The organism is Ochrobactrum sp. A-1 (assembly GCF_022488005.1).
In the GTDB taxonomy this organism is placed as follows: Bacteria; Pseudomonadota; Alphaproteobacteria; order Rhizobiales; family Rhizobiaceae; genus Brucella.
On the sequence record NZ_JAKVQC010000010.1, the window covers coordinates 1 to 23,516 of the forward strand.

Here is a 23,516-nt window from a genome sequence, read left to right on the forward strand (position 1 = left end):
GTCAGTCGGCTCGTGAAAGATTTGGAATACGAGACGCGCTTGAATTTGTTCGAACGCTCTGGAGGTCGACTTGTTGCAACCGGCGACGCGATGGCACTCTATCGCGAGATCGACCGCTCATTTGTTGGACTTGAGCGTATCGCCGGCTTGGCGCGCGATTTGAGAGAAAGACGAGGAGGTTCTCTGCGCATCGCGGCACTGCCGGGACTAGCAAACGGGTTCCTGCCGGCCTTTGCCGCAGGTTTTCTTGCCAAAAGGCCATCGTTAAATATGTCGCTTCACGGCATGAATTCTCATTTCGTCCTCGAATGGATCAGCACCGGCCATTGTGATCTCGGAATCGTCGAGAACACGCAACTCACCAACGTCACCATCGAAGAACTGCCACCCTGCGATATGGTAGCGGTGCTCCCTCTCCAACACCGGCTCGTGGAACGCGAGCGAATCGTTCCCGAGGACTTTGACAATGAGGATTTCATCTCACTCATACAGCCGTCGGTAATGCATGTCATGGTCGATGCCATAATGCGCGAGCGAGGAATAAACAGACGTATTAAGGCTGAAACTCCACTCTCCATGATTGTTTGTGGTATGGTTTCAGCAGGATTCGGCGTTTCGATCGTCGATCCGTTTACTGCCGATAGATATTCTTCATCTTTGGTAGTTCGGCCAATCGATCCGCCAATCTCTATCAATTGGACAATCGTGCTACCGACGCACATAAAAGCGTCTTCGATTACGAACGAGTTTATAGTCGAGTTTCGAAAAAGCTTTCGAAATTTTCTTTCGGAGCGATCGACTTCAGCAAAGCTTGCCTAGCCGTATGTTATCCTCATCGTCATGAACGACTGATATCGCGAAAATGGGTTTGGGGGCACATTCTTCAGCGCGGTCACTACAGAGTGCGGGCTGATCTGGCAATCCAAGTCCGACGTCAAGCAATCTCCCTCAATGTCAATCGCGCGCAGAACTAAAGCTCCACTTCCAGGGCGAGCCCTCGCGCCCGAGCAATATCCACCGCAACTGACGCCACCGCGAGATCCTGGAGGCCAACGCCCGTGCCGTCGAACAACGTGATCTCCTCCGGCGAGGTCCGCCCCGGCGCCAGGCCGGCGATCACCGCGCCGAGCGGCGTGATGTCGCCGGTCGCGATCAATCCCTGCGCCACCGCGTGCTGCGCCTCACCGATGGTGACGGACTGTTCAACCTCATCGGCAAAGAGCCGAGCGCGTGGGAAAAGAGCCGCCTCTACTTCCTGCTTCCCTTTAGTGTCGGTCCCCATGCAAGCGAGATGGGTTCCTGGGCGAATATGCCCGGAAAGAAGAATCGGTGCGAAGCTGGATGTGATCGTGATGATGACATCGGCCTGTGCCCCGAGTTGTGGCAGGTCGACCACCTCGAAAGGCAGGCCGAGTTCGACCGCCGTGTCGGCCAGCCGCGACAGCATTTCGGGGTGCAAGTTCCAACCAACCACCTTGTCGAATTTGCGCGCCCGCACTGCGGCGCGCATCTGGAAGGCGGACTGGTGACCGGCCCCGACCATGCCGAGCACGCGGGCGTCGGGGCGGGCCAGATGCTTGATCGACACCGCCGAGGCGGCGGCCGTGCGCAGCGCGGTCAGCAGGTTACCGCCGACCGCCGCCTTGATCCGGCCGGTGTCCGGGTCGAACAGCAGCACCGTGGACTGGTGGTTGGTCAAGCCCTTCGCCATGTTGCCCGGCCAGTAGCCGCCCGCCTTGACCCCAAGGACGAGCCCCGCACTGTCGAAGCCAGCCTTGAAGCCGTAGAGCGCGTCGGCATAGCCGATCGCCTCTCGGATGACGGGGAAGTTACGGGCCTCGTCTCGCGCCATGGCAGCGAAGACGCTTTCGATGGCTTCAAAGACAGCGGCCTCGCTCATGAGGTCGGAGATCAGACGCTCCGGTACGATGATCATGGATTGACTCCTCCAAGAATAACACCGGAGCGCCCAGTTGCGCTTCGCAGGTACGTTCTCAATACGCCTTGCCGCGTGCCGACACCGGCCAGACCGTCTCGACCTTACCGTTGCGCACCCCGACATACCAGTCATGGACGTTGCAGGTCGGATCGCAATGGCCGGGCACCAGCCTGAGCTTGTCGTTGACCTTCAGCACGCCCTTGGGGTCATCGATCACACCGTGCTCGTCGCTGCACTTGATGTATTTCACGTCGTCGCGGCCGTAGATGAAGGGCAGGCCGCTGTCGACCGATTGCGCCTTGAGGCCGGCGTCGCAGATGGCGCGGTCGGGCTTGGCGTGGCTCATCACGCTGGTCAGGATGAACAGCGCGTTCTCCCATTCGCCCTTGTCGATGCGGTGGCCATCCTTATCGAGGATGCGGCCGTAGTCAGCGTCCATGAAGGCGTAGGAGCCGCATTGCAGCTCGTTATAGACGCCCGAGCCCGTCTCGAAATAATAGGAGCCGGTGCCGCCGCCGGAAACCAGTTCCGGCTCCAGCCCGACAGCCTTCAGGCCCTCGACGGCGTCCTTGACCATGGCGATCGCCGCGTCGAGCTTCTCCTTACGCGCCTCATAGCTGTCGATGTGCTGCATCGCGCCCTGGTAGGCCTGGATGCCGGTGAACTTGAGGCCCGGCGCCGCGTCGGCGGCCTGGGCGATCTTCACGACGGCGTCGGTCGAGGTGACGCCGCAGCGGCCGGCGCCGCAGTCGATCTCCACGAAGATTTCGAGCTGCGTGCCGTGCTTTTCGGCGGCAGCAGACAGGTCAGCGATGTTGGCAACGTCATCGACGCAGACGATGATGCGCGAGCCGAGCTTGGGCAGGCGGGCCAGCCGGTCAATCTTGGCCGGGTCGCGCACCTGGTTCGACACCAGCACGTCCTTGATGCCGCCGCGCACGAAGACTTCCGCCTCGCTGACCTTCTGGCAGCAGACGCCGACCGAGCCGCCGAGCCTCTCCTGCAGTTTCTGCACGTCAACCGACTTATGCATCTTGCCGTGGCTGCGATGGCGCATACCGTTCGCCTTGGCGTAATCGCCCATCTTGCGGATATTGCGCTCCAGCGCGTCGAGGTCGAGGATCAGGCAGGGCGTCTGGATCTGGGATTCGTCCATGCCGGGGACCGCCGGCACGTCGAAACCGACGTCGAGTTGTTCAGTTTGAGTCGTCGCGTTCATGCTCTTCTCCTCAGTTCCACGGTAATTTGTCGAGATCCACATTGCCGCCCGTCACGATCACGCCGACGCGCTTGCCGGCAAAGACATCAGGGTTCTTCAGGATGGTCGCCAGCGGCACGGCGCTGGACGGCTCCATCACGATCTTCATGCGCTTCCAGATCAGCTTCATCGCGTCGACGATCTCCTGCTCGGAAGCCGTCAGGATGTCGGTGACGTTGTTCTTCACGAAATGCCAGGTCAGGCGTCACGACACGAAAGTGGCGAATCTGTCCGACTTTTAAGAACGTATCCGGAACTCAGGTTGGTTTGACCGTGGTTGTCGTTGCTTTTTCGGCCTTGAGAGCTTCGTAGAGGGCGGTTTTCCCTATTTTCACGCGGGCCGCGGCTTCCCGGACGTTCAAACCGGCCGCCAGATGCTGGCGGGCTTTGGCAAGTTTGTCCGGGGTTACGACGACTTGTCGGCCACCGCGTCGGCCGCGTTCCTCTGCGGCTTGCAGACCGGCACGTGTTCGTTCCCGGATCAGATCGCGCTCGAACTGTGCCAGCGCGCCGAACAGGTGGAAGACCAGGCGACCGCCGGATGTCGTGGTGTCGATGTTTTCGGTGATGGATCGGAAGCCGACGCCTTTGGCCTCCAGTTCGGTGATGATCTCGATGAGGTGCTTCATCGACCGGCCGAGGCGGTCGAGCTTCCAGACTGTGAGCGTGTCGCCGTCGCGAACGTAGCGGATCGCCTCAGCCAATCCGGGGCGGTCAGTCTTCACGCCGGATGCCTTATCCTCGAACAGCCTTTCACAACCTGCTTTGCGCAAAGCGTCGAGTTGCAGGGCGGTGTCCTGCTCGCCGGTGGAGACCCTTGCATAGCCGATAGAGGTCATGAGACGTGGTTTGTCCGTTTTTCCGTTGAATTCGGACATTGTCCGATTTGCCGTTTCATGACAAGGTTTGCGGACAAGAACTGTGGATGCCGCGAAACGTTCGTTTGTCGGACACGCATTTTCCGTTTCGCTGCACTCTCCGCGGCGAAACGGGAAGATCAGAGAATGGCGCGAAGAGCATTACTGAGCGAGGCATGGTGGCAACAGGCGACGATCATCCCGGATAACGAAAGGGAGATCGCCAAACATTACACGCTGGATCGATCGGATCTCGACCTGATCATGCGACAGAACAAGGCCTCGAACAGACTGGGCCTCGCCTGTGTTCTGGCCACGCTACGATACCCTGGCCGACCGCTTGCGGATGGCGAGGTCCTGCCGGCTGGCGTCTTACGATTTCTGGCGCGGCAGATCGGCGTCGATCACCATGAGATCGATCGTTATTTCGAGCGCCCACAGACGCGGCGCGAGCATCTGGCCCTGCTTTTCTACAGAATGCAGATGCGTCCGTTTGTGCCTTCGGACGTGCGGGCACTCACAGGCTGGCTGACACCTGCCGCGCAAACCCTGCGCCAGGCCGATGTATTGGCGGATATGGTCGTGGAAGAACTGCGACGCAGGAGAATTCTTTTGCCAGCGCGGCCAGCGCTCGAAGCCATCATTCATGTGGCAATCAGGCGCGGCATTCGTATTGCTCATCGGGCCTTGGCCGGCGGGATCTCAGAAGGCCAAAAGCTCGATCTGGACAAGCTTCTCGATCCGCGTGAGGGGACAAGCGTGACCATTCTTGCCTGGGCGAGAACGCCGGCATTGTCGCCAGCCGCCGTCAACCTCGACAGAATTGCCGAGCGCATTCGTTTTCTCCGGTCTCTGAACCTGCCGACGACGTTGATGGATCGAATTCCGGCCAAGGTCTTTGACGAATTTGCTGCAGAGGGGACGCGAATGAGCGCGCAGCATCTGCGCGACCTTAACACCGAACGCCGACATGCTGTCCTGGCTGCAACAGTGCTCCACCTTTCCCGCCATCTCACCGATTGCGCGATCGACATGTTCAAGAAACTCATGGGCATCCTGACGCGGCGAGCCAATAACCAGGCGGCTGCTCGCGTCACCCGATCCGTTCGGGAAGTGCAGACGCCGTTGAAGGACGTTTCAAAAGTCTGCCATGCGATCATCAAGGCCAGAGAGAAGGGTGAGGACATGGCCAAAGCGCTTGATCTGGTCATCCAATGGCCAGCTTTTGCAACCAGTGTCCAGGCGGTTGATACGCTGATCGCGCCGGATGTTATCGACGGTAAAATCGAAATGCTCCAGCGCTATCCGACGATCAGGAAACTGGCGCCACAGTTTCTCTCCACTCTCGTGTTCCGCGGTCACGCAGTGGCGGCGAACCTCTTGCGGGCGCTATCCGTGGTCGCGGGTCTATATCGTACGGGCAAAAGGACCATACCCGACAAGGCACCGATCTCCTTTGCGCCGAAGGGCTGGATGCCTCTCATACTCAAAGATGGAAAGATTGATCGCAGGGCTTATGAGCTTTGCCTTTTCAGCGAATTGAAGCGCCGGCTCGATGCGGGCGATATCTGGGTGGAAGGAGCCAAACGCTTCCAGTCTTTCGAAAGCTTTCTCATTCCCACGCCGACATTCGAGCTGATGCGTGAGGAAGGAGCGCTTCCAATCGCCGTTGATACCGATGTCGAGACTTATCTTCGCCAACAGCGCCAGCTGCTGAACGATGGACTGGCTGACCTCTCGCGTCTGGCCGCAGCCGGCGAGCTCGACGATGTAGAACTGACCGGGGCGGGGTTTAGCGTCACGCCGCACAAGGCTATGTTTCCGGATATCGCCAAGTCGCTGAAGCTAAAGGTGGAAAGCCGTCTGCCTGCGATCCGCATCACTGACCTTTTGCTCGAGGTTGACGCCCGAACGGAATTTTCGAACGCCTTTACCCATTTGCGCAGCGGTCGGACGGCCGACAACAAGCTTGCGCTCCTCACCGCCATCCTGGCGGACGGCATCAATCTCGGTCTCACGAGAATGGCGGACGTTTCCCCCGGCATTACGATGCGCCAACTCGCCTGGGCGCACGACTGGCATATTCGCGAGGAAGGTTACACGGCCGCGCACGCCATTCTCGTCAACGCCCAGAGGCAATTGCCTCTGGCAAGCTTGTGGGGCGATGGAACAACGTCATCCTCCGATGGCCAGTATTTTCCGGCGGGCGGACACGCCGAGGCGATCGGCGACCTCAACGGCCGCTATGGTCCCAACCCCGGCGCCAAATTCTACCGGTTCACCTCTGACCAGTACGGCGCTTTCTACATCATCGCCATGAATGCCAATGCGAGCGAAGCCATCTATGTCCTCGATGGACTGCTCTATCATGGCAGCGATCTCGCCATCGAAACCCACTATGTCGATACCGGCGGGGTAAGCGATATGAGCTTCGCCCTTTGCCATCTCGTTGGTTTCCAGATTGTGCCTCGGCTGCGCGGTCTCAAGGATCGCAAGCTCTATCTCTTCCCGGGCGACGCGCCTCCCGAAAACCTGGCGCCGCTCGTTGGCGAGCACATCAACGTCGAGCGGATCAAGGCAAACTGGAACGACATCCTGCGGCTGGTCACGACGATCCGTTCCGGGCAGGTTCGGCCTTCGACCCTGTTGGCAAAGCTGTCCGCATTCCCACGCCAGAACGGACTGGCGTTGGCGCTACGCGATCTCGGTCGCATCAATCGGTCCATCTTTCTGCCCCAGTGGTGGCAGAACCCCGAAATGCGCAGGAACGCGACGGCCGGCCTCAACAAGAGCGAATCCCAGAACACCTTGGCCCGCGCACTGTTCTTCAATCGCCTCGGAGAATTGCGCGACCGGACTTTCGAGAGCCAGTTCTACCGAGCATCTGGACTGAACCTGCTAATCAACGCCATCGTCTACTGGAACACACTCTATCTCGAACCGGCGTTCGCCGAGCTCAACCGCGAGGGCATTCCCACGCCGCTTGACATCATCAAACACATTACCCCACTCGGCTGGCAGCACATCAGTCTCACCGGCGATTACATCTGGACCCCAACAGACGGCGTTGATCTCAGGCCATTGCGGCGCGAAACATCTATCCTCGCAGCGTGATCACCATACGTTCTCAAAAGTCGGACAGATCCAACACTTTCGTGTCGTGACGCCGGTCAGTTCCTTCAGCGGCACTTTCAGGCCGTCGGCGACCGTTTCTGGCGCGTCGTCGGCGATGATGCGGCCGGCCTTGAAGCTACGGTAGGCGTCGTCGGCCTGCTCGGGCTCGGCGGCGTAGATCTTTACGCCGGGCGCGAGATTGGAGAGCGTCAGGCAGCTTCCCGACACCATGCCGCCGCCGCCAATCGGCGCGACCACGGCGTCGAGACCGTCGACCTGCTCGATCAACTCGGCAGAGCAGGTCGCCTGCCCGGCGATGACACGATGGTCGTTATAGGGATGCACGAATTCCGCGCCGGTCTCGGCAACAACCTCGGCAAAGACGGCCTCACGCGACGAGGTTGACGGCTCGCATTCGACGACACGACCGCCGTAGCCCCGGACCGCATCCTTCTTAGCCTGCGGCGCGGTGCGCGGCATCACTACGGTGCAGGGAATGCCGCGCCGACCAGCTGCATAGGAAAGGCAGGTTCCGTGATTGCCGGACGAGTGCGTTGCAACACCCTTCTTCGCCTGCTCGTCGTTCAGGCCAAACACCGCGTTCGACGCGCCGCGCGCTTTGAAGGCCCCAGCCTTCTGAAGGTTCTCGCACTTGAAGAAGAGTTCGGCGCCAGCAAGTCCATTGATGAATGTCGATGTGAGAACGGGTGTGCGATGAATATGGGGTTCGATTAAGGCTCGTGCTGCAAGCACGTCGGTAAGATTCGGAATGTACATATCCAAGCGCGCTCCTTACGCTGTAATCGCTGCGGCGCCTCGATCGGTATCGCTCGGATCGAGAGCAACAGCATCAAGTTCGATGAGGTATCCATGATGAAGCGCCGGGGTGTTGTCACGTTAAGTTTCTCTGGCCGGAAAGGCCAGGGGCTCGTAGATATTCAGGCGAAACAGGCCGCAATTTTCCATGCATCGAAAGCTTCGAGGCGATGGTAGCGAATTGTGTGTGCGGCTCGGCGACGAGATGGAACAGAGAAACAATTGCGGGTCGCTGAGTGCATGGAGACGAACCGTTGCAACGCTCCAGGTGACCGATGACCTTGCATGGTTCGCTCCCGTTTCCTAAACGGCAGATGGCTATTTTCGGCCCGATTATTGAGGCCCTTGTGCGACCAATGGTCAAGGCCGGGTGCCACTTCTGCCTTTGCTGCACCGTAGGAGCGGAGCTTATCGGTGATGATCCGTTTGGGAGCAAAGCCATAGCGCTTCATTAACGCCACAAGCAATCGCTTTGCCGCCCTTTTATCACGCCGCTTCTGCAAGATTTCTTCGAGAACGGAGCCATGTTGATCCACCGCACGCCAAAGCCAGAATTTTTCTCCAGCGCATTTGACGACCACTTCGTCCAAATACCAAATATCGCCGGGGCGCGCCTGACGCCGCCGCAAGTTGCGTGTGATCTGGGGGCCGAACTTGGCGATCCAACGACGAACTGTCTCGTATGATACGTCGATTCCACGCTCAAGCAGCATTTCCTCAACTTCACGCAGACTAAGGTTGAACCGCAGATAAAGCCACACCGCATGAGCAATAATCTGTGGCGGAAAACGGTGACGCTTGAAGATGATATCTGATGTCTGCATCGCCAAAATTTACGCCCAAACCGTCAGGCAGGCAACTGTAGCCCAGTTAACGTGACAACACCAGCGCCGGCACTGGAACGACCGACCGGGCAGGACGCGCTTCACCGAACGCCTTGGCATATGCTGCGTTGAAGCTGCTCCAATGCTCGACGCCGACGATGTAAGCTGTGACTTTCACGACATGAGAAGGCGTCGCACCAGCCGCCTCGAGTACGGCCAGCAAATTCCGGAGAACGAGACTGGCCTGGTTATCGAAGAGATCGTCAGATTGCTCCGACTGGCCTTCTGGTTTGATCGGAAGCTGACCGGAAACATGAATGAATCCACCCGCTCGGGCCGCCTGACTGTAGTGACCCAAAGGCTTCGGGGCGTGACTCGTTAATATGTGTTCTATTTGCGCCATTTCGCGTCTCCGAGGTGATTGCGAGGTGCAGATTGATCTTGACACCGGCTCTGCGCTGTACTCACGACCGCGTAAGTACTTAACTTGCCGGACCCGTTTGCTTGGATTTGCCAATACCAAAGCGGTTTGGTGCGAAGGGCGAAATGTCGATTGAGGTCTTTTCGCCTGCGAGGAGCTCTGAGACGAGCGTTGCGGTCATCGGCGCCCCTGTCATGCCGAGATGACCATGGCCGAAAGCATAGATTACGTCGGGTGTCCGGGTTGCCCGGCCAATCACGGGGAGCGAATCCGGGATGCTCGGCCGGAACCCCATCCATTTGGAATATCGTTCTTCAGAACTCGCAGGCGCGAGGGCTGGAAGAAGTTTTCGAGCGTGCGTATAGAGCACATGCGCACGTTTCCAGTTAGGAGCGGCTGTGAGCCCAGCGAACTCAACCGTACCCGCCACGCGAAGCCCCATTTCCATAGGTGTCGCGATGAATTTTCCTGACGCATCGGTCGTCGGAATGCGTGGAGCGGCTTCCGGATTCGCGATGACGATATGATATCCACGTTCGGTATCGAGCGGGATGTCATCGCCTAGCGAATTAGCAAGTGATTTCGAGTGTGCGCCGGCTGCGACAACCGCTGCATCAACGGCCAGAACGCCGTTCGTGGTTGTAATGCCTTTAAGCGCCCTACCTTCAGTCTCAAAGCCGATGACACGCGCAGATACGAATTCGCCACCGTTCGCGATAAAACGCCGAAACAAGAGGGTCACGAGCCCTTGCGGATTAATCGTGTGACCGTTCTCTTCTATAAGAATGCCCTTGGTAAACGCATGCGACAAGTTCGGATCGAAATCCCGCAACGCATCGGCGCTGAGGATCTGCGTGCGAACACCGTTGAGACGCCGCAGTTCCCAACCTCCGCGGTCCTTGGCGAAGTCTGCTTCTCCACGATATACGGTCAGATGACCTTCATGGCGGATCAGATGGCTCGCATCAGCCTCCTCCGCCAATGACTTGATCAGAGGCACCGTGGACTTGATGAGATTGCGGAGTGCTTTCGCCTGCTCCTTCACCTTGTTTGGTCTTCCGGCTAACAGAAAGCGAATCAACCAGGGCATGATGGTTGGAAAATAGCTGAACCGGATTGACAACGGCCCCATCGGGTCAAGGAGCCACTTCGGCACGCTCGTCAAGTTTCCCGGCATGGACATAGGGACGACGGATGAGCCGTTGAAGCATCCGGCATTCCCAAACGATGCACCTTCGCCAGGAGGGTTCGGGTCAATCAAGGTGACTTTGAATCCGCGGCGCTGAAGCATCAGCGCCGTGCATACGCCGACGATTCCGGCTCCAGCGATGCCTACTTTTTTGTGGTTCTCAGACATAGGATGCTCCCGCGGAGCCGACAGTCTCTCGCTGCCTAGCCACCGTTTCGCGGTAGGTGATAAAATTCGGCGTGCCTTACCTTGCTGCGGTAACGACGATTTCGATCAGGACGTCCTGGCCAAGATCTGAAACCCCTATCGTCGCACGCGCGGGCAAATCCTGTGCGTCGAGCCAAGAAGTCCAGACGTCGTTCATCTCTTGCTTCAGGTTCATGTCAGTGATGAACAAGGTCGCGGAAATTAGTTTCGTCTTGTCGGTTCCCGCTTCTGCGAGGAATTTGTCGAGCTTGGCACAAACTTGCGTCGTTTGGGCCCGCATCGAGGCGCCCTTGAGTTCATCGGCCCGCACGCCACCGAAGTAAATCACATCAGCATATTCAACTGACCGATGCATGATTGGTGTTCTGTCTCGACGTGTGATCATCGTCTTGCTCCTGCATTCATGGAATCGTGCCAACTACAGGTCGCGCTGTAGGCAGGATTCGGTGTTAGGCACTGCAGCTACGTCCGGCTCCACACCTCAGCCCTGGCTGCCTTCATGCCGCCTATATGCATAATATTTCAACATGATAACGCTTAGTCAAATGCCAATTATTGCGCTATCTATAATCAAATATTATATTATCGACGGAGGTTAGAAATATGGTGTTGTCACGTTAACTGGGCTACAGTTGCCTGCCTGACGGTTTGGGCGTAAATTTTGGCGATGCAGACATCAGATATCATCTTCAAGCGTCACCGTTTTCCGCCACAGATTATTGCTCATGCGGTGTGGCTTTATCTGCGGTTCAACCTTAGTCTGCGTGAAGTTGAGGAAATGCTGCTTGAGCGTGGAATCGACGTATCATACGAGACAGTTCGTCGTTGGATCGCCAAGTTCGGCCCCCAGATCACACGCAACTTGCGGCGGCGTCAGGCGCGCCCCGGCGATATTTGGTATTTGGACGAAGTGGTCGTCAAATGCGCTGGAGAAAAATTCTGGCTTTGGCGTGCGGTGGATCAACATGGCTCCGTTCTCGAAGAAATCTTGCAGAAGCGGCGTGATAAAAGGGCGGCAAAGCGATTGCTTGTGGCGTTAATGAAGCGCTATGGCTTTGCTCCCAAACGGATCATCACCGATAAGCTCCGCTCCTACGGTGCAGCAAAGGCAGAAGTGGCACCCGGCCTTGACCATTGGTCGCACAAGGGCCTCAATAATCGGGCCGAAAATAGCCATCTGCCGTTTAGGAAACGGGAGCGAACCATGCAAGGTCATCGGTCACCTGGAGCGTTGCAACGGTTCGTCTCCATGCACTCAGCGACCCGCAATTGTTTCTCTGTTCCATCTCGTCGCCGAGCCGCACACACAATTCGCTACCATCGCCTCGAAGCTTTCGATGCATGGAAAATTGCGGCCTGTTTCGCCTGAATATCTACGAGCCCCTGGCCTTTCCGGCCAGAGAAACTTAACGTGACAACACCGCCATTGCGCAGGATCGTGTAGGCGATGCCCGAGGCCTTGAGCTCGGCTTCGGTTGTCTTGTGTTCGTCGGCAAGGCTTAGCGGCGAGGTATCTGCGGCGAGCAGGCTTGTATAGACGATCCATTTCACGCCGGCTTTCTTGGCCGCAGCAATCACGTTGCTGTGCTGGACGGCGCGCTGACCGACTTCGCTCGACGAGATCAGGAGGAGCGTCTCCACACCCTGAAGGGCGGCAGTCAGTGTCTCCGGCTTGCCGTAATCGGCCTGACGCGCAGGCACGCCGAGGTCGGCAGCCTTTTCCGGCGAGCGGGCAAGAGCGACGATCGAATTTGCATCGACCTTCTGCTTCAGCTTTTCGATGACAAGGCGACCCAGCTGGCCGGTGGCTCCTGTTACTGCGATGGTCATTTTCGAATTCCTTTGTTCATGCAATGACAAAAGTGATATAACGCCGAAACGAACTATTCATAAGTACCAACAAAAAGGTAAGCGATAAAAAATATGAAAGACCCCTCGCAGACCGAAAAGCCAACGGTGCTGCAGACGCTTGGGCGGGGAAATCTGCTTGCCTCTGAATGTCCATCGCGTGTCGTCCTGAAACACCTGACCAGCCGCTGGGGCGTATTGGTTCTGATCGCGCTACAGGGCGGCACCCATCGCTTCAGCGACCTTCGACGGAAGATCGGTGGCGTCAGTGAGCGAATGCTTGCACAGACCCTGCAGTTTCTGGAGGCGGATGGCATCGTCCTTCGACGGGATTTCCAGGTGGTGCCGCCGCATGTTGACTATTCGCTGACACCGCTTGGCGAGGAAGCCGCCGCCCAGGTTCGCTGCCTGGCAGACTGGATCGAGACGAACCTGCCCCAGATCGGAAAGAACTGGGCCGACGGATCGATTGTGGTGGATCGCGACAAGGCGTGACCAGAGTCTTTTGGTCAAATTTACGTCATCTGCCGAGCAATCGTTCGCTTGTGCAACCTGCCCGCTCTTCAATTACCGGAACGCTGCATTCGGACAGTGGGCAGAGGTTGGTGTTGTCACGTTAACTGGGCTACAGTTGCCTGCCTGACGGTTTGGGCGTAAATTTTGGCGATGCAGACATCAGATATCATCTTCAAGCGTCACCGTTTTCCGCCACAGATTATTGCTCATGCGGTGTGGCTTTATCTGCGGTTCAACCTTAGTCTGCGTGAAGTTGAGGAAATGCTGCTTGAGCGTGGAATCGACGTATCATACGAGACAGTTCGTCGTTGGATCGCCAAGTTCGGCCCCCAGATCACACGCAACTTGCGGCGGCGTCAGGCGCGCCCCGGCGATATTTGGTATTTGGACGAAGTGGTCGTCAAATGCGCTGGAGAAAAATTCTGGCTTTGGCGTGCGGTTGATCAACATGGCTCCGTTCTCGAAGAAATCTTGCAGAAGCGGCGTGATAAAAGGGCGGCAAAGCGACTGCTCGTGGCGTTAATGAAGCGCTATGGCTTTGCTCCCAAACGGATCATCACCGATAAGCTCCGCTCCTACGGTGCAGCAAAGGCAGAAGTGGCACCCGGCCTTGGCCATTGGTCGCACAAGGGCCTCAATAATCGGGCTGAAAATAGCCATCTGCCGTTTAGGAATCGGGAGCGAACCATGCAAGGTCATCGGTCACCTGGAGCGTTGCAACGGTTCGTCTCCATGCACTCAGCGACCCGCAATTGTTTCTCTGTTCCATCTCGTCGCCGAGCCGCACACACAATTCGCTACCATCGCCTCGAAGCTTTCGATGCATGGAAAATTGCGGCCTGTTTCGCCTGAATATCTACGAGCCCCTGGCCTTTCCGGCCAGAGAAACTTAACGTGACAACACCCGCCAAATCCTTCGACGCTCCCATTGAGTAAGCTACAGCATCAATGTTTGACCATTTCCGCTCTGCCATTCCCCCGGCCAAACAGACGGCTATTTCTCTGACCAACATTTGCCAAACATCCTCAAGCGTATCTGCAGCAATCAATGGATTTCTATGAACGGACAATCCTAGGTCGCCATCAACTGCCCTGCGATAAACAGATACGCCCACAATTTCCGCACCGAGAACTGATGCAACAAGGGCGTGACCGGCTTCGTGTTTCGCGGTGGAGCGCCGTCCTTGCGGTGCATAGAGCCACCAAATCCATCGCGTGAGCCGTCGAAGCCATTGGATGCATATAACAGCGCTCAGCGTCAAAAGCACGGCTAACACCGCACCTGAAAAAAAAGCAAAGTTCAATGCGTGATCGACGTCAATTGGAGCGTCAGATACAGGTGGCGGTGCAATCATGCTATTATAGCGCCTGTGCAATTAGATCAAAGACGCGGCTTGGCAACCTTGTCCATATCGACGCCCTGCTTCAACTTGGCCTCTATGGCAGCATCCAGGGCGGTCTGATGACCATAGGCCCGCTTGACATCGACAAGGGTGAATTCTGCCGAGTTTAGTTCGGGCTGGAATGTGCTCATGCTGACGACCATGATCCCGTCGCACCGGTCATCCTTAATAACAGAATTTCGCTCCCCAACCTGATATTTCCCTAAGTACTGCCATTGACTGTGAAAGAATGCTGCGCATGGCTTCTGCGCGATCTCAATGTTTCGATTATCGGATGACCGCTGGACTTCTACAAAATCGCAAAGGCTTCCTTCGTTGACGCGATTGCAATTTTCCTTGGTTTTGGGAGCTTCGGTATCCGAGACCAAGCGGCCATTCGCGTAGAGATAGTATAGCTTGAGGAATCCGCCTTCATCTTCGACAATAGAAGGCTGACCGTATTTCTCGGCAACTTGCTTTCGGAAAACGTCTGCGGTCGTAAAGGTCTCAAATCCCACGATACGACGAATCGAAAGCGCTCTGTTATCGTAGACCTCGGAAGCAAAATTCACGTAGACCTGATTCTTTCCGTCACTAGTTCCAGAAGCGATCTCGTTGACGAACTCAATCTCGGCGCGTGCGCCTTCAGGCGTTGATACCGATCCCTTCAGCCGGGTTTCTTCCGGCTCACGACCGTCCGGAAATTCGGCCTTCAGCTTCGTCTTTACGTCCTCTATCGTATCGCCGGGGTGAATACCGAGAATGTCGAAGTTGGCGGATTTCTCGAAACGATCGCCGGCCGGGCTCCTATCGACGGTCTCGAAGGTTTGCGCGATCGCTGTCGAGGCACTGAGCGCCGAGAGGGCGGCTACGATGACAAGGCAAGATTTCATGTCCCCTCCCCTCCCATTTATCGCCAGACGAGCGGCGTAGGCTTGCCGTCAGCGATCGGCATGTCCGACTGGCCGCATGTCTTGCCCTTGTAGGTCATGCCCTTGGAAACCGGTTTTCCTTCGTCAGTGAGGCAGACTGCGGTCAGGTCATAAGGGCTTTTTTGGGCGGCCGTGCAGCCAGCAAGGGCGACCATGGCAAAGGCGATGTAGGTGAACTTCATAAGCGGAAACCTCGTTATAGCTGACGGGAATAGCGATACTTAGCAAAATGCCGCATAAAGCATCAACCGCATCTGCTACATCTCGAAAGTCTTGCCCTGCTCATGTCCCTGCTGGTGGCTGTGAGCCGCCTGCAGGGTGTTGGCCTGCTCGAAGGTTTCTGCGCGTGAGACGATGAACTGCGCGCGCGAAAAGCCCGCCGTGAATGCCTCAAGTCGTTCCGGCGAAGCATTCGGAATCGCACGCGAAAGGCGGTCCCGGTCGAGCTCCAGCGAACCGGGAGCGCCAAAGCGGTCACGAATGTTGGCGATAAAGCCGCGCAATTCGGTCAAGGCTTGCTTATGGTCGCCCTGTCCGAGCACCGCGCCCAGCTCGTGGGCGGGTGTCTTTTCAATCCGGCCGACCAGCTCGCGGGCAGCGGGTGACAGATCGTTGACCGGCTCGCGCATAAGAGTGCGAAAGCGCTCTTCGTCGCGACGAAGGTCCACGGCCAGGGAGCCACGTACCTGCCCGTAATCATGGAGCGCAGCGACGGCGAGCGGAACGGCAGCAAGCGCCTTTTCGCGGGCCGCGTCATCGCGGCCGAAAAGGCTGCGGTTGCCGTGGAGCGAGCCGAAAGCCTCCGGATTGGTTCGCATTTCCTGCGCAAATTCGGAAACGGGACGGCGTTCAACCTCGATGCGGTTGCGCAATTCGGCAAGGACCGCTTGCGGATCTTGCCAGACTGCCGAAACCGCCGTCTCAAGGCGGCTGTTCGCGGCCTGCATGGTCGGCCGGGCCGAAATCCTCTCCGCCACGGTCTCATCGATGCTTCGCGGCCAATCGGTAACGGCGGCAATGAGCGGCGCTTGTGCCTGCTCATACGCGGGTTGGAGTTGGCGAGGATCGGAAGCGGTGAAGGAGAGCCGCGCGCCTGATTCCGGGCGCGGCTCCGGCAGATCGACCACGTTGCCTATGATGATCGCGCCATCATCCCTCTGCATCATGAAGTTGCGACCGGCAGCACCGCTGAAGACGCCGCTATAATCCTGCCCCGGTTCGGTCGTCGCCATATAGATACCGTCCCATGCCGTGACGTGCGGGGCCTGCACAGGGCGGAAGCGCTCAATAGCCTGCTGCGCGACCTCGAGCGCGTTCACGCGATCGGGGTCGGTGATTTCCGCGAACATGCGACGCATGGGCGCCAGGTCGCCGCGTTCATGGGCGGCGACTGAGACGAACGTCATGCGTTCGTCGGAAATCACGCCGAATTCGAGCGGATGCCCTGCCCTTTCGGCAAGGGCCGCGAAGAATTCACGCTGAGTCCGGCCGTTGCCTTCGCGAAAAGGATGGATGGAATTCATCCGGGCGAAGGCGTCGGCCGCTTCCGTTGCGAAGGTTTCGCGATCAAGGCCACGCAAGAAGTTGCGGGATTCGAGATCCGACATGAGGCTACTCAAGCCTCTGTCGATCTCGTTGCCGATCGCGAAATCCTTACCGCCAATCTTGTGCATGGCAGGCATCGAGGCCTGCGTACCGTCAGCGAAAGTGAATGGATGATGGCGCAGCTCGCCCGCCCATTCGAACACGTCCTGAAACAGGTGCTTATGAAGCGCCTGAAGATAGGCCGTGTCGAAAGTGGGTTCGGGGCCGCGACCGCTTCGCAGTTCGAGAAGCCGGATCGCAAGAACCGGGTGCTCGGCCGCTTCTAGCGCCTCGTGTGTCTCAGCCCCTATCTTGTTTCGAAGGGTCTCGCCGTCGGCGAGCGTAAACGACATGCCTACTGGATGCCGAGAATGGACTTAACGCGCGGCATCATCTCGTCAAGCTCGATCTCGCCTGCAATGAACGCGTCAAATACCGGCTGGCATGCCGGGTTCGGGCGAAGACCTTCCATAGCGTTCGAACGAAATGCGCTACGAACCATCTTGCGACGGCGCTCCATTTCATCGGCGGTGATGGCCGGGGCCTTTTGCTTGAGGGCTAATGCCATATTGTCCTCCTGTTCGTTGCGGAATACTCGGAACTCTGTCACATCGGCCTCGCCCTTCGCAAAGGCGAGCGCCTGCTTTGCTGATTCCAAAATCCGTGATCCGGCCTTGCTCATCATTTCGTCCTATCGATGCGTCCGCGCATTTCTCTCAGATAGCGGCGGAAGCGTATCAAAATCTGGTCCATGAAAGGGGCGCTGAACCGGCCTCGTGGCTTCTGGTTCGGATCGAAATAGAACGATCTTTCCAGAACATCATAATTGTACTCGCTGACTGTAATCCAGCCAGCTTTGAAATCGGCCAAACCGGCACGGCGCAATTCCAGCGCCGGGATTGCCAACGCATCCTGATCCGGGCGCGGTTGCGTCGACGATATAGGCAAGATGATCAGATGCGTTATGCCCTGCTTGCTGTCCTTGATGACCATGGCAAGGCAGACAGGCCGCCCTTTTTCTGCGTTCGTGCGGCCTTTCTGCGCCTGCCACTCCCACAGATATTCATACTCCACGATCTCGCCATCATCGAACCGCTTAGTCATCCTGCGGCTCGTCCGAAACATGAGCTAGGCGCTTGTCCAGCTCGGACAGGAGCATGTCAGCCAGCTCGGGCGGGGTTTCACTCGTCCGGTAAACCTTTCGAGGATCTTCGGTGACCTTTGTCATTCGCTCATACAGCTCCACCGGCATAACGACCACGGAAGCACGGCCATGTTTGGTGAGAACAATCGGTTCCCGCATGGCCTCATCATGATAGCGTCCGAAGTGCCGAACGAACTCGACAGAGGAAATTGTTCTATCATTCATGGCTTTAGCCTTCATCTCCTCGTTTTCTGGAAATTCTGTAATAAACAGATTTTACAGAAATGTCAAGCCTTTTCCGTGATTTGGCCGGTCAACAATGAAGAAAATGGGGGGGGTGGACGCGGCTGAGTTAGCGGGGGCTAGGAACCGGTAGGGCTCCGAAACCGCGTCCATCCGTATATAAGCGATTGTTGATATATGGAGCAACCTCCCGGCTGCTCACATCTTCACCACATATTGCCGGGGCGGCGGCGGGATATCCCCCTGCGCGTTGACCCAACAAGGTGAGGGTGGCTGATCTTCCTCCGGTCCCTGCCAGATGATGCGATTTCCTTTCCAGATCGTGACGAAAGCACCGCCGCGCTTTGGCGCTTCCTGTGGTTTCGCCTCGAAATTTCCGCATCGATAATCGCCGCTCGTCGCCGAAAACGAAACCTTGCCGCCGATCAACACGCGGTCGCATGTCCCGCTCGGTCGCTTCACGCGCCGCCCTTTGCCGGTCATCTTGAAGAGCCGATATTCGCTCTCCCAGGACTCGGACGGCGCGCACCAATGCCGACACATGCGGCATTTGCCGTCGATTGCGGGCCGCTCGCTATCGAGTGACGGCCCGCCATTGTGCCCCATACCGCTCATATTCGTGCCCTCAGAAGCGGCACGCGATGCAAAGGGCCTGATTGGCCCGATGGCACGCAAGCGCATAGGCGACAATCTGCGCGACTAAATCCGGGTCGGCTGCGCCGGCCCCTTCCGCCCTGCTCCGAAACTCGGCGGAAAGCTCATTATCATCGGTTCCAACATGGCGGTTTCCGACAAGCCAGCGAATTTGACCGGTTGGGACTTCGGCGCGGGTGGTGACGGTCAACGCTGACACGCGCCCCTTGCGGCGGCTGGCGGCGGCTCCCGCCGCCTGAGCCTCGGCCTCGGTCGCGAAATAGGCTTTGACCAGATTGCGGCGCTGCGCCTCGTGGCTGGCGACAAAGGTTAGTCCGCCGTCTTCTTGATGGTACAGGCACCAATCGGCGGCGTCCCCGCCGAAGAATGGATCGCCGGTCCCGAAAAACTCCATCGCCTGAAAAATCGTGATGCTGCTCATTGTGGATTCCTCGCTCAACGCTTGCGCAAGCGCATGACGCGCTGATTGATGAGTAGGTCACGGCGGGTCTGGAACGTGTATCCGTCCCAATCCTTCCAAGGTTCCCAACCGCTCGGCGTTGCGCGCCCGTACCAGACGCGCACCTCGACCGTTTCCGAATCGATCTCACTCGCAATCGAGACGGTGAAACTACCCCCTAGATTTGAGGGGGTATCGAAAACCGTAACGCTTTCGCCCTTACGCATGGCTCTGCCCTCCCCCGATCCGGATCATGACCTTGCTGCGCCGGATTTCGAGCCGTCCAAAGTCGTTCCATTCCTTTCGCTCGATGACGACGCAGGCGGTATCTCCTGCCCGTTCGGTTATGGAATATCGACGGTGACGGGTGACGCCTTCGCTCCATCCGCGCCGGAGGATTTCCGCGATATGGCGCTTGTCGGTTGCTGTGAGGTGCAGGCCTTCGATAAGGCTGATGCTAATTTTCGACATTGCCCGATCTCCCCTCACAGCAAGGCCAGTTGCTCGGCCTGCCGCATTATTTGCGGCATGGGTCGGGCGGCGATCCGGTCACGTTCGGCCTTCATGCGTTCGCGGCATTCGGCAAATTCAATGCAAACGATCTCGCAAAGGGGGGCAACGTCCTTCCATTTGTCTTGATAAAAAGCCGTGTCGATACCTGCGCCGCCCACCATTTCAAGGCCGGTCTGACGCTCGAAATCGACGCCGCGCCCCTTCTCAAGACGTTGGTAAAGCTGCGTTCCGGAATAGCGAAAGCTGGCGGACTGCTGCGGCACGATGAAAGCGCCATAGTCGGCAAGCTCAGAAGCGATATCGATAACGTGAAGCTCGAAGTCCTGACCGCGATAACGCGGGCCATTCCCCTGCCGCTTCACCCTCCCGAACGGCGGGTTCCCTATGGCGCAATCATACCGGCCTAGATCAAGCTCGCGCCAGTCGAAGACATCGGCATTGATCCAACGGGCCTCCGGCAAGAGTTTGCGCCCGATCTCCACATAACGGGGGTTGATCTCAACGCATGTGATATCGGCCCCCCTACCGCCGCCCCACAGGCTGCGATGATGGATGAAATAGCTCAAAATGCCGATGCCTGCGCAAAGGTCGATCACGCGCCCGCTGCGCGTATCGATCTGGAAATCTGCTGCCATGTCCCACGGCGTGAAGAATGCGCCAGCCGCGCCGGTCTCAAAGTTTGCGCCCTCATGCCAGTTCTGGAAAACAAAATCCTTTTCGTCCTCGGTCAGGCGGTCCTTTGTCAGGATCGCCTCTGCCTCGGCATGGGCCTTGCGCTGTGCTTTGCTGAGTTTCGCCATGGTGTTTTCTCTCCTGATCCGCGAAGCGGTCTTCCTGTCCCGGTGAGGGGCAGGAGCCCGGCTCCTGCTCCCGAGCAGTCGGCGATCCGACCGGAGAGAGGGGGGCAACAGGCAAAACCGGAGGGGGATCACCCGCCCGTAGGGACAGGTTGCGAGGATCCGCGCGGGACGCGCAAAATCCGCGCACCTGGTCCTGCACAAGGGGGAGTTCGCCGGCAACGCCGGCGAGCTCGCCCGCGGAAGGACGGGGAAACCGGTTTTGCCTGTTGCGGGGGAGAGACCGGCGGCCGATCTCTCCCCCTCGAGACAAACAAGCAAGAGCCGCAACGCGGCTCTCCGCTCCTGATTATTTGGGCGATCTTGGCGGGGCTGGCGGCGGGAGAACAGGCGGTTGCTCTGTCGATTCCTCGGGGTTGGAGTGCCGGGAGTCCGAAGTACCGGCCTCTCGTTCCTGTTGTGAGCGTCCGGTCCGGTCAGGTTCTTCAGCGAAAGCGAACGAGCCAAGAACCAAGACGCCGGACATCGCCAGTTGAACAAGCCTTCTCATATGCATGATGAGCATCCTTTTTCTCGTTGACGTGAATAGGACGGCCTACGGCCGGCTTTTATTCTGCGATGGCATGAGCGAAGCGATGGCATCGCCGCGTCAGTCCGGTCGTCACCCGTATGGGCCGAAACGGACGTGCCGGGAGCCTTGACGAAGCAGGCAAGTGACGGGCTTGCGGAGCAAAAGACCGGAAACGCCGTTGCTAAGGCTGGCGAGCGGTGAGGATGGTTCGGTGAGCCGGTAAAGCCGGCGAATAGGGCGGCGGTGCCATAGGCAGACGCAAACAATCCTGCGATACCTCACGCTTCCCTAGTCGCCTTCTCAAAACGGAAACTCATATATCCAGTAACGCAAGCAAACCGGCCGTTAGGTTCCAAATCGCATAATTCTGCATGAAATATCAGCGGTCTAAACTGTGCGCAAAAACCGCATCAACCGGCAAAAATTTCCAGCCAAAGGCCCTCACCCATCACTGTTGCAAGTGCGCTCACCAAGACGATACTGGACGCTTCCTGAAATCTCAACCGATCGACCAGCTCAGGCGAGCGAACCAACAAAGCAGCGACGATCGCCACACCCAAAAGCGCAAACCAGCTCAAAACTGGCTTGGGAAAGCCCAGCGAAGCTGCACCTAGGAAGGCCGCCGCTGCCGCATATCCTGCAATTCGCATCAAGTTCCGATCATCAATCAGCATATACACACACCTTTTTTGGAAACCGCCGTCATTATGCCGCGCGATCTTCGGCTGGTTCAAGACGACGACTTTAGGAATTGCACGGTCGAAACAGCGAGCATGATCGGCGCCAGGACGGGAGATATAGCCAAGGTCAGCGGAAAGACGATCCAATGACCGGTTCTCGACGTATAGAACCTGTTTCGCGACCATTCGGCGATTATCTGTGCAACTGGACCGGTGAACAGGGCTGCAAAGCACATGCCGACGATGATGACCGGAACCGTCATAGCAGTCCCGATATGCCCCTGCAGGAGGATTAGGAAGAGCGTCGCGGCGATCAGAAGCCCGGCGAGCGCAGCGCGCCGGGCATAGATCCGCCGCGAAAGCCTGGGGCTGCTAACCGCGTTCGCAAACGCTTGCCAGCCCTCCCCTACCCGGCCGCCGGGCATTAGCCCTGGGCGGCCGCCTGTTCGGCCGCGCGAGCGCGAGGGTCTATGCCCTCGTCAAGTTCTTTCTGAAGTGCGCCAAGTGCGAGTTCCAGGACCTCGGCAATCGCGTTGCATTCCAGGCGGTCGGCAAACTCATAGATCAGGTTGTTCGTCTCGACCTTCAGCTTCACGGCAAAAGGAGTGTTACGATTGGTGGTTCGTTTTCTACCACGGCGACGTGCTTCGCCCTCTCCTTCTGATGCAACTGGCGCTACTGGCGCGGCCGGTGCAGGTACGGAGTCGGGTTTCGGGGAAGGTTTCGGCTCATTGCGGGTCTGTTCCGGTGCATGGCGTGTCTTGAAACCGGTTGCCTCGGCAAGCTTTTCCACGGACGCCTTTGCAGCAGGATCGGCCTTCTTAGCCTCTGGTTTAAACTCATCCAGATCAAGGCGAATATTGTGCGTGCTCATGTGCGGTGCTCCTTCAGCAAGGCGATGATTTCACCGGTGAACGCGGCGGCGTTAGCCCGAGCCTTCTCAAGTGAGGGAACCTGATCTTCGGTCAGGTTCTCCAGCGTCCTGCCGTAGTTGAAGATGCCCCTGAAGGCTTCTCGTTCGATCAAGCTGGTTTCGAGAAAGCCGATTCCTGCCTCCTCGAATTGCGAGCCGATATCGCGAGCGCTGCGCGTAATATAAGCGGCTGGCGTGCGAGCCCAAAATACTCGTGCAGGCATTGTCTTCCCACTGCTTTTTCCCTGTCTGAGGATGAACTTCAGGGTTTTGGCCGCTTCGTTGGCATCGAGTTTGGACGGCTGCAACGGGATAAGTATCAAATCGCTTTGGGTCAGCGCGTAGCCGGTCGATAGGTTTGCCGAGCCTTCGAGATCGACAACCACAAACATATGCTTGGCGGATTGTTCTTCGATCGTCTCGATGATGTTGTCCTCATGTACATCGCCGATCACCGTCAACGATTTAGGATGAACCGCCTCTGTGGCCCAACCGACAAGCGGCTGATTGGGGTCGGCGTCGATCATGCATACCGAAGCGCCCTGCTCTGCTAGTACGGTCGCAAAAAGCGTGGCGCTTGTGGTTTTTCCACCGCCGCCTTTGGTGGTCATGAAGGAAACGACAGCCATACGATCATCTTCCGTATCTAGTTGCTATTCGGATAGTCGACACATC

The 23,516-nt window shown here is 57.8% G+C and carries 29 protein-coding genes and 2 pseudogenes; 5 read left to right on the forward strand and 26 right to left on the reverse strand.

The genetic code is table 11. The features are described from left to right. Positions 1-819 (forward strand): LysR substrate-binding domain-containing protein (locus MKS82_RS29035; protein ID WP_240579663.1); only part of this gene is annotated, 819 nt, incomplete at its 5' end. A 151-nt stretch (positions 820-970) separates the two neighbouring features. On the opposite strand, the gene bhcD is transcribed toward MKS82_RS29035, so the two are convergent. From bhcD to MKS82_RS29055, 4 genes and pseudogenes are all read right to left on the reverse strand, one after another. Further along, complete coding sequence (bhcD, locus tag MKS82_RS29040; RefSeq protein WP_011578816.1) at positions 971-1,936, reverse strand: iminosuccinate reductase BhcD; 966 nt, start codon at positions 1,934-1,936, stop codon at positions 971-973. Positions 1,937-1,994: 58 nt separating this feature from the next. Continuing rightward, positions 1,995-3,158 (reverse strand): 3-hydroxy-D-aspartate aldolase BhcC, encoded by a 1,164-nt coding sequence (gene bhcC / locus MKS82_RS29045; RefSeq protein ID WP_055976388.1) that lies wholly within the window; start codon positions 3,156-3,158, stop codon positions 1,995-1,997. A gap of 10 nt (positions 3,159-3,168) precedes the next feature. Then, positions 3,169-3,399, reverse strand: a pseudogene (locus MKS82_RS29050) (pyridoxal-phosphate dependent enzyme); the annotation flags it as partial. A 55-nt stretch (positions 3,400-3,454) separates the two neighbouring features. Next, on the reverse strand, positions 3,455-4,036 hold the full coding sequence (locus tag MKS82_RS29055; protein ID WP_109614887.1) for a recombinase family protein: 582 nt from the start codon (positions 4,034-4,036) through the stop codon (positions 3,455-3,457). Positions 4,037-4,201: 165 nt separating this feature from the next. On the opposite strand from MKS82_RS29055, the gene MKS82_RS29060 reads away from it, so the two are divergent. Then, positions 4,202-7,168, forward strand: a complete 2,967-nt coding sequence (locus MKS82_RS29060) for a Tn3 family transposase (RefSeq protein WP_109614870.1) — start codon at positions 4,202-4,204, stop codon at positions 7,166-7,168. Positions 7,169-7,222: 54 nt separating this feature from the next. Here MKS82_RS29060 and MKS82_RS29065 read toward each other — a convergent pair. The 5 genes and pseudogenes from MKS82_RS29065 to MKS82_RS29085 all read right to left on the reverse strand — a co-directional run. Next, a pseudogene (locus MKS82_RS29065) lies at positions 7,223-7,945 on the reverse strand (pyridoxal-phosphate dependent enzyme); the annotation flags it as partial. Between the two features lie 161 nt (positions 7,946-8,106). Further along, positions 8,107-8,808, reverse strand: a complete 702-nt coding sequence (locus tag MKS82_RS29070) for an IS6 family transposase (protein ID WP_055661736.1) — start codon at positions 8,806-8,808, stop codon at positions 8,107-8,109. Between the two features lie 46 nt (positions 8,809-8,854). Continuing rightward, positions 8,855-9,211 carry a RidA family protein gene (locus tag MKS82_RS29075; protein ID WP_240579664.1) on the reverse strand — a complete coding sequence of 119 codons (357 nt, stop codon included), beginning with the start codon at positions 9,209-9,211 and terminating at the stop codon, positions 8,855-8,857. A 79-nt stretch (positions 9,212-9,290) separates the two neighbouring features. Then, entirely contained in the window at positions 9,291-10,586 is a 1,296-nt protein-coding gene (locus MKS82_RS29080; protein WP_055976397.1) for an NAD(P)/FAD-dependent oxidoreductase, read from the reverse strand. A gap of 76 nt (positions 10,587-10,662) precedes the next feature. Continuing rightward, positions 10,663-11,010: a RidA family protein gene (locus tag MKS82_RS29085; RefSeq protein WP_240579665.1), complete on the reverse strand. Its 348-nt coding sequence runs from the start codon at positions 11,008-11,010 to the stop codon at positions 10,663-10,665. Positions 11,011-11,292: 282 nt separating this feature from the next. Between MKS82_RS29085 and MKS82_RS29090 the strand changes: the two genes are divergently transcribed. Beyond that, on the forward strand, positions 11,293-11,994 hold the full coding sequence (locus MKS82_RS29090) for an IS6 family transposase (protein ID WP_055661736.1): 702 nt from the start codon (positions 11,293-11,295) through the stop codon (positions 11,992-11,994). Here the strand turns inward: MKS82_RS29090 and MKS82_RS29095 are convergent. After that, on the reverse strand, positions 11,940-12,455 hold the full coding sequence (locus MKS82_RS29095; RefSeq protein WP_445558114.1) for an NAD(P)H-binding protein: 516 nt from the start codon (positions 12,453-12,455) through the stop codon (positions 11,940-11,942). The genes MKS82_RS29090 and MKS82_RS29095 overlap by 55 nt on opposite strands. A gap of 93 nt (positions 12,456-12,548) precedes the next feature. Between MKS82_RS29095 and MKS82_RS29100 the strand changes: the two genes are divergently transcribed. Both MKS82_RS29100 and MKS82_RS29105 read left to right on the forward strand, forming a co-directional pair. Beyond that, positions 12,549-12,968, forward strand: coding sequence for a winged helix-turn-helix transcriptional regulator (locus tag MKS82_RS29100; protein WP_240579666.1), 420 nt, complete (start codon positions 12,549-12,551; stop codon positions 12,966-12,968). Between the two features lie 171 nt (positions 12,969-13,139). After that, on the forward strand, positions 13,140-13,841 hold the full coding sequence (locus MKS82_RS29105) for an IS6 family transposase (protein WP_240579667.1): 702 nt from the start codon (positions 13,140-13,142) through the stop codon (positions 13,839-13,841). Here the strand turns inward: MKS82_RS29105 and MKS82_RS29110 are convergent. From MKS82_RS29110 to MKS82_RS29185, 16 genes are all read right to left on the reverse strand, one after another. Then, positions 13,787-14,344, reverse strand: a complete 558-nt coding sequence (locus tag MKS82_RS29110) for a hypothetical protein (RefSeq protein ID WP_240579668.1) — start codon at positions 14,342-14,344, stop codon at positions 13,787-13,789. The genes MKS82_RS29105 and MKS82_RS29110 overlap by 55 nt on opposite strands. 26 nt (positions 14,345-14,370) lie before the next feature. Next, positions 14,371-15,264, reverse strand: coding sequence for a hypothetical protein (locus MKS82_RS29115; RefSeq protein ID WP_100560367.1), 894 nt, complete (start codon positions 15,262-15,264; stop codon positions 14,371-14,373). A 17-nt stretch (positions 15,265-15,281) separates the two neighbouring features. Next, entirely contained in the window at positions 15,282-15,485 is a 204-nt protein-coding gene (locus MKS82_RS29120; RefSeq protein WP_113439536.1) for a hypothetical protein, read from the reverse strand. 75 nt (positions 15,486-15,560) lie between these two features. After that, positions 15,561-17,240: a Fic family protein gene (locus MKS82_RS29125; RefSeq protein WP_240579669.1), complete on the reverse strand. Its 1,680-nt coding sequence runs from the start codon at positions 17,238-17,240 to the stop codon at positions 15,561-15,563. Between the two features lie 2 nt (positions 17,241-17,242). Further along, a complete protein-coding gene (locus tag MKS82_RS29130; RefSeq protein ID WP_240579670.1) occupies positions 17,243-17,545 on the reverse strand; it encodes an antitoxin VbhA family protein in 303 nt (100 codons plus the stop codon). Between the two features lie 23 nt (positions 17,546-17,568). Next, a complete protein-coding gene (locus tag MKS82_RS29135) occupies positions 17,569-17,991 on the reverse strand; it encodes a hypothetical protein (RefSeq protein WP_240579671.1) in 423 nt (140 codons plus the stop codon). Beyond that, a complete protein-coding gene (locus MKS82_RS29140; protein WP_151591840.1) occupies positions 17,984-18,256 on the reverse strand; it encodes a type II toxin-antitoxin system Phd/YefM family antitoxin in 273 nt (90 codons plus the stop codon). The genes MKS82_RS29135 and MKS82_RS29140 overlap by 8 nt, the downstream gene beginning before the upstream one ends. A gap of 216 nt (positions 18,257-18,472) precedes the next feature. Further along, complete coding sequence (locus tag MKS82_RS29145) at positions 18,473-18,889, reverse strand: hypothetical protein (RefSeq protein ID WP_240579672.1); 417 nt, start codon at positions 18,887-18,889, stop codon at positions 18,473-18,475. Positions 18,890-18,899: 10 nt separating this feature from the next. Then, positions 18,900-19,349: a hypothetical protein gene (locus MKS82_RS29150; protein ID WP_240579673.1), complete on the reverse strand. Its 450-nt coding sequence runs from the start codon at positions 19,347-19,349 to the stop codon at positions 18,900-18,902. 14 nt (positions 19,350-19,363) lie between these two features. Then, positions 19,364-19,594, reverse strand: coding sequence for a hypothetical protein (locus tag MKS82_RS29155; RefSeq protein WP_240579674.1), 231 nt, complete (start codon positions 19,592-19,594; stop codon positions 19,364-19,366). Then, a complete protein-coding gene (locus MKS82_RS29160) occupies positions 19,587-19,838 on the reverse strand; it encodes a hypothetical protein (RefSeq protein ID WP_240579675.1) in 252 nt (83 codons plus the stop codon). Before MKS82_RS29160 ends, MKS82_RS29155 begins: the two co-directional genes overlap by 8 nt. 14 nt (positions 19,839-19,852) lie before the next feature. Then, positions 19,853-20,680, reverse strand: a complete 828-nt coding sequence (locus MKS82_RS29165) for a methyltransferase (RefSeq protein WP_240579676.1) — start codon at positions 20,678-20,680, stop codon at positions 19,853-19,855. Positions 20,681-21,658: 978 nt separating this feature from the next. Beyond that, positions 21,659-21,922: a hypothetical protein gene (locus MKS82_RS29170; RefSeq protein ID WP_240579677.1), complete on the reverse strand. Its 264-nt coding sequence runs from the start codon at positions 21,920-21,922 to the stop codon at positions 21,659-21,661. A 56-nt stretch (positions 21,923-21,978) separates the two neighbouring features. Beyond that, positions 21,979-22,353, reverse strand: coding sequence for a hypothetical protein (locus MKS82_RS29175; protein WP_240579678.1), 375 nt, complete (start codon positions 22,351-22,353; stop codon positions 21,979-21,981). Next, positions 22,353-22,802 carry a hypothetical protein gene (locus MKS82_RS29180; protein WP_113397795.1) on the reverse strand — a complete coding sequence of 150 codons (450 nt, stop codon included), beginning with the start codon at positions 22,800-22,802 and terminating at the stop codon, positions 22,353-22,355. Before MKS82_RS29180 ends, MKS82_RS29175 begins: the two co-directional genes overlap by 1 nt. Continuing rightward, positions 22,799-23,470 carry a ParA family protein gene (locus tag MKS82_RS29185; RefSeq protein WP_100560340.1) on the reverse strand — a complete coding sequence of 224 codons (672 nt, stop codon included), beginning with the start codon at positions 23,468-23,470 and terminating at the stop codon, positions 22,799-22,801. The genes MKS82_RS29180 and MKS82_RS29185 overlap by 4 nt, the downstream gene beginning before the upstream one ends. Between the last annotated feature and the right edge of the window lie 46 nt (positions 23,471-23,516).

Excerpts from the sequence above, each read along its gene's own strand:
- MKS82_RS29060 (WP_109614870.1), top strand. The coding sequence starts at position 4,202 with ATGGCGCGAAGAGCATTACTGAGCGAGGCATGGTGGCAACAGGCGACG.
- MKS82_RS29080 (WP_055976397.1), bottom strand. The coding sequence starts at position 10,586 with ATGTCTGAGAACCACAAAAAAGTAGGCATCGCTGGAGCCGGAATCGTC.
- MKS82_RS29100 (WP_240579666.1), top strand. The coding sequence starts at position 12,549 with ATGAAAGACCCCTCGCAGACCGAAAAGCCAACGGTGCTGCAGACGCTT.
- MKS82_RS29135 (WP_240579671.1), bottom strand. The coding sequence starts at position 17,991 with ATGACTAAGCGGTTCGATGATGGCGAGATCGTGGAGTATGAATATCTG.
- MKS82_RS29140 (WP_151591840.1), bottom strand. The coding sequence starts at position 18,256 with ATGAATGATAGAACAATTTCCTCTGTCGAGTTCGTTCGGCACTTCGGA.
- MKS82_RS29145 (WP_240579672.1), bottom strand. The coding sequence starts at position 18,889 with ATGAGCGGTATGGGGCACAATGGCGGGCCGTCACTCGATAGCGAGCGG.
- MKS82_RS29175 (WP_240579678.1), bottom strand. The coding sequence starts at position 22,353 with ATGCCCGGCGGCCGGGTAGGGGAGGGCTGGCAAGCGTTTGCGAACGCG.
- MKS82_RS29110 (WP_240579668.1), bottom strand. The coding sequence starts at position 14,344 with ATGATTGCACCGCCACCTGTATCTGACGCTCCAATTGACGTCGATCAC.
- MKS82_RS29125 (WP_240579669.1), bottom strand. The coding sequence starts at position 17,240 with ATGTCGTTTACGCTCGCCGACGGCGAGACCCTTCGAAACAAGATAGGG.
- MKS82_RS29085 (WP_240579665.1), bottom strand. The coding sequence starts at position 11,010 with ATGATCACACGTCGAGACAGAACACCAATCATGCATCGGTCAGTTGAA.
- MKS82_RS29095 (WP_445558114.1), bottom strand. The coding sequence starts at position 12,455 with ATGACCATCGCAGTAACAGGAGCCACCGGCCAGCTGGGTCGCCTTGTC.
- bhcC (WP_055976388.1), bottom strand. The coding sequence starts at position 3,158 with ATGAACGCGACGACTCAAACTGAACAACTCGACGTCGGTTTCGACGTG.
- MKS82_RS29180 (WP_113397795.1), bottom strand. The coding sequence starts at position 22,802 with ATGAGCACGCACAATATTCGCCTTGATCTGGATGAGTTTAAACCAGAG.
- MKS82_RS29150 (WP_240579673.1), bottom strand. The coding sequence starts at position 19,349 with ATGAGCAGCATCACGATTTTTCAGGCGATGGAGTTTTTCGGGACCGGC.
- MKS82_RS29160 (WP_240579675.1), bottom strand. The coding sequence starts at position 19,838 with ATGTCGAAAATTAGCATCAGCCTTATCGAAGGCCTGCACCTCACAGCA.
- MKS82_RS29120 (WP_113439536.1), bottom strand. The coding sequence starts at position 15,485 with ATGAAGTTCACCTACATCGCCTTTGCCATGGTCGCCCTTGCTGGCTGC.
- MKS82_RS29115 (WP_100560367.1), bottom strand. The coding sequence starts at position 15,264 with ATGAAATCTTGCCTTGTCATCGTAGCCGCCCTCTCGGCGCTCAGTGCC.
- MKS82_RS29105 (WP_240579667.1), top strand. The coding sequence starts at position 13,140 with ATGCAGACATCAGATATCATCTTCAAGCGTCACCGTTTTCCGCCACAG.
- MKS82_RS29155 (WP_240579674.1), bottom strand. The coding sequence starts at position 19,594 with ATGCGTAAGGGCGAAAGCGTTACGGTTTTCGATACCCCCTCAAATCTA.
- MKS82_RS29075 (WP_240579664.1), bottom strand. The coding sequence starts at position 9,211 with ATGGCGCAAATAGAACACATATTAACGAGTCACGCCCCGAAGCCTTTG.
- MKS82_RS29090 (WP_055661736.1), top strand. The coding sequence starts at position 11,293 with ATGCAGACATCAGATATCATCTTCAAGCGTCACCGTTTTCCGCCACAG.
- MKS82_RS29170 (WP_240579677.1), bottom strand. The coding sequence starts at position 21,922 with ATGCTGATTGATGATCGGAACTTGATGCGAATTGCAGGATATGCGGCA.
- MKS82_RS29165 (WP_240579676.1), bottom strand. The coding sequence starts at position 20,680 with ATGGCGAAACTCAGCAAAGCACAGCGCAAGGCCCATGCCGAGGCAGAG.
- MKS82_RS29055 (WP_109614887.1), bottom strand. The coding sequence starts at position 4,036 with ATGACCTCTATCGGCTATGCAAGGGTCTCCACCGGCGAGCAGGACACC.
- MKS82_RS29070 (WP_055661736.1), bottom strand. The coding sequence starts at position 8,808 with ATGCAGACATCAGATATCATCTTCAAGCGTCACCGTTTTCCGCCACAG.
- bhcD (WP_011578816.1), bottom strand. The coding sequence starts at position 1,936 with ATGATCATCGTACCGGAGCGTCTGATCTCCGACCTCATGAGCGAGGCC.
- MKS82_RS29185 (WP_100560340.1), bottom strand. The coding sequence starts at position 23,470 with ATGGCTGTCGTTTCCTTCATGACCACCAAAGGCGGCGGTGGAAAAACC.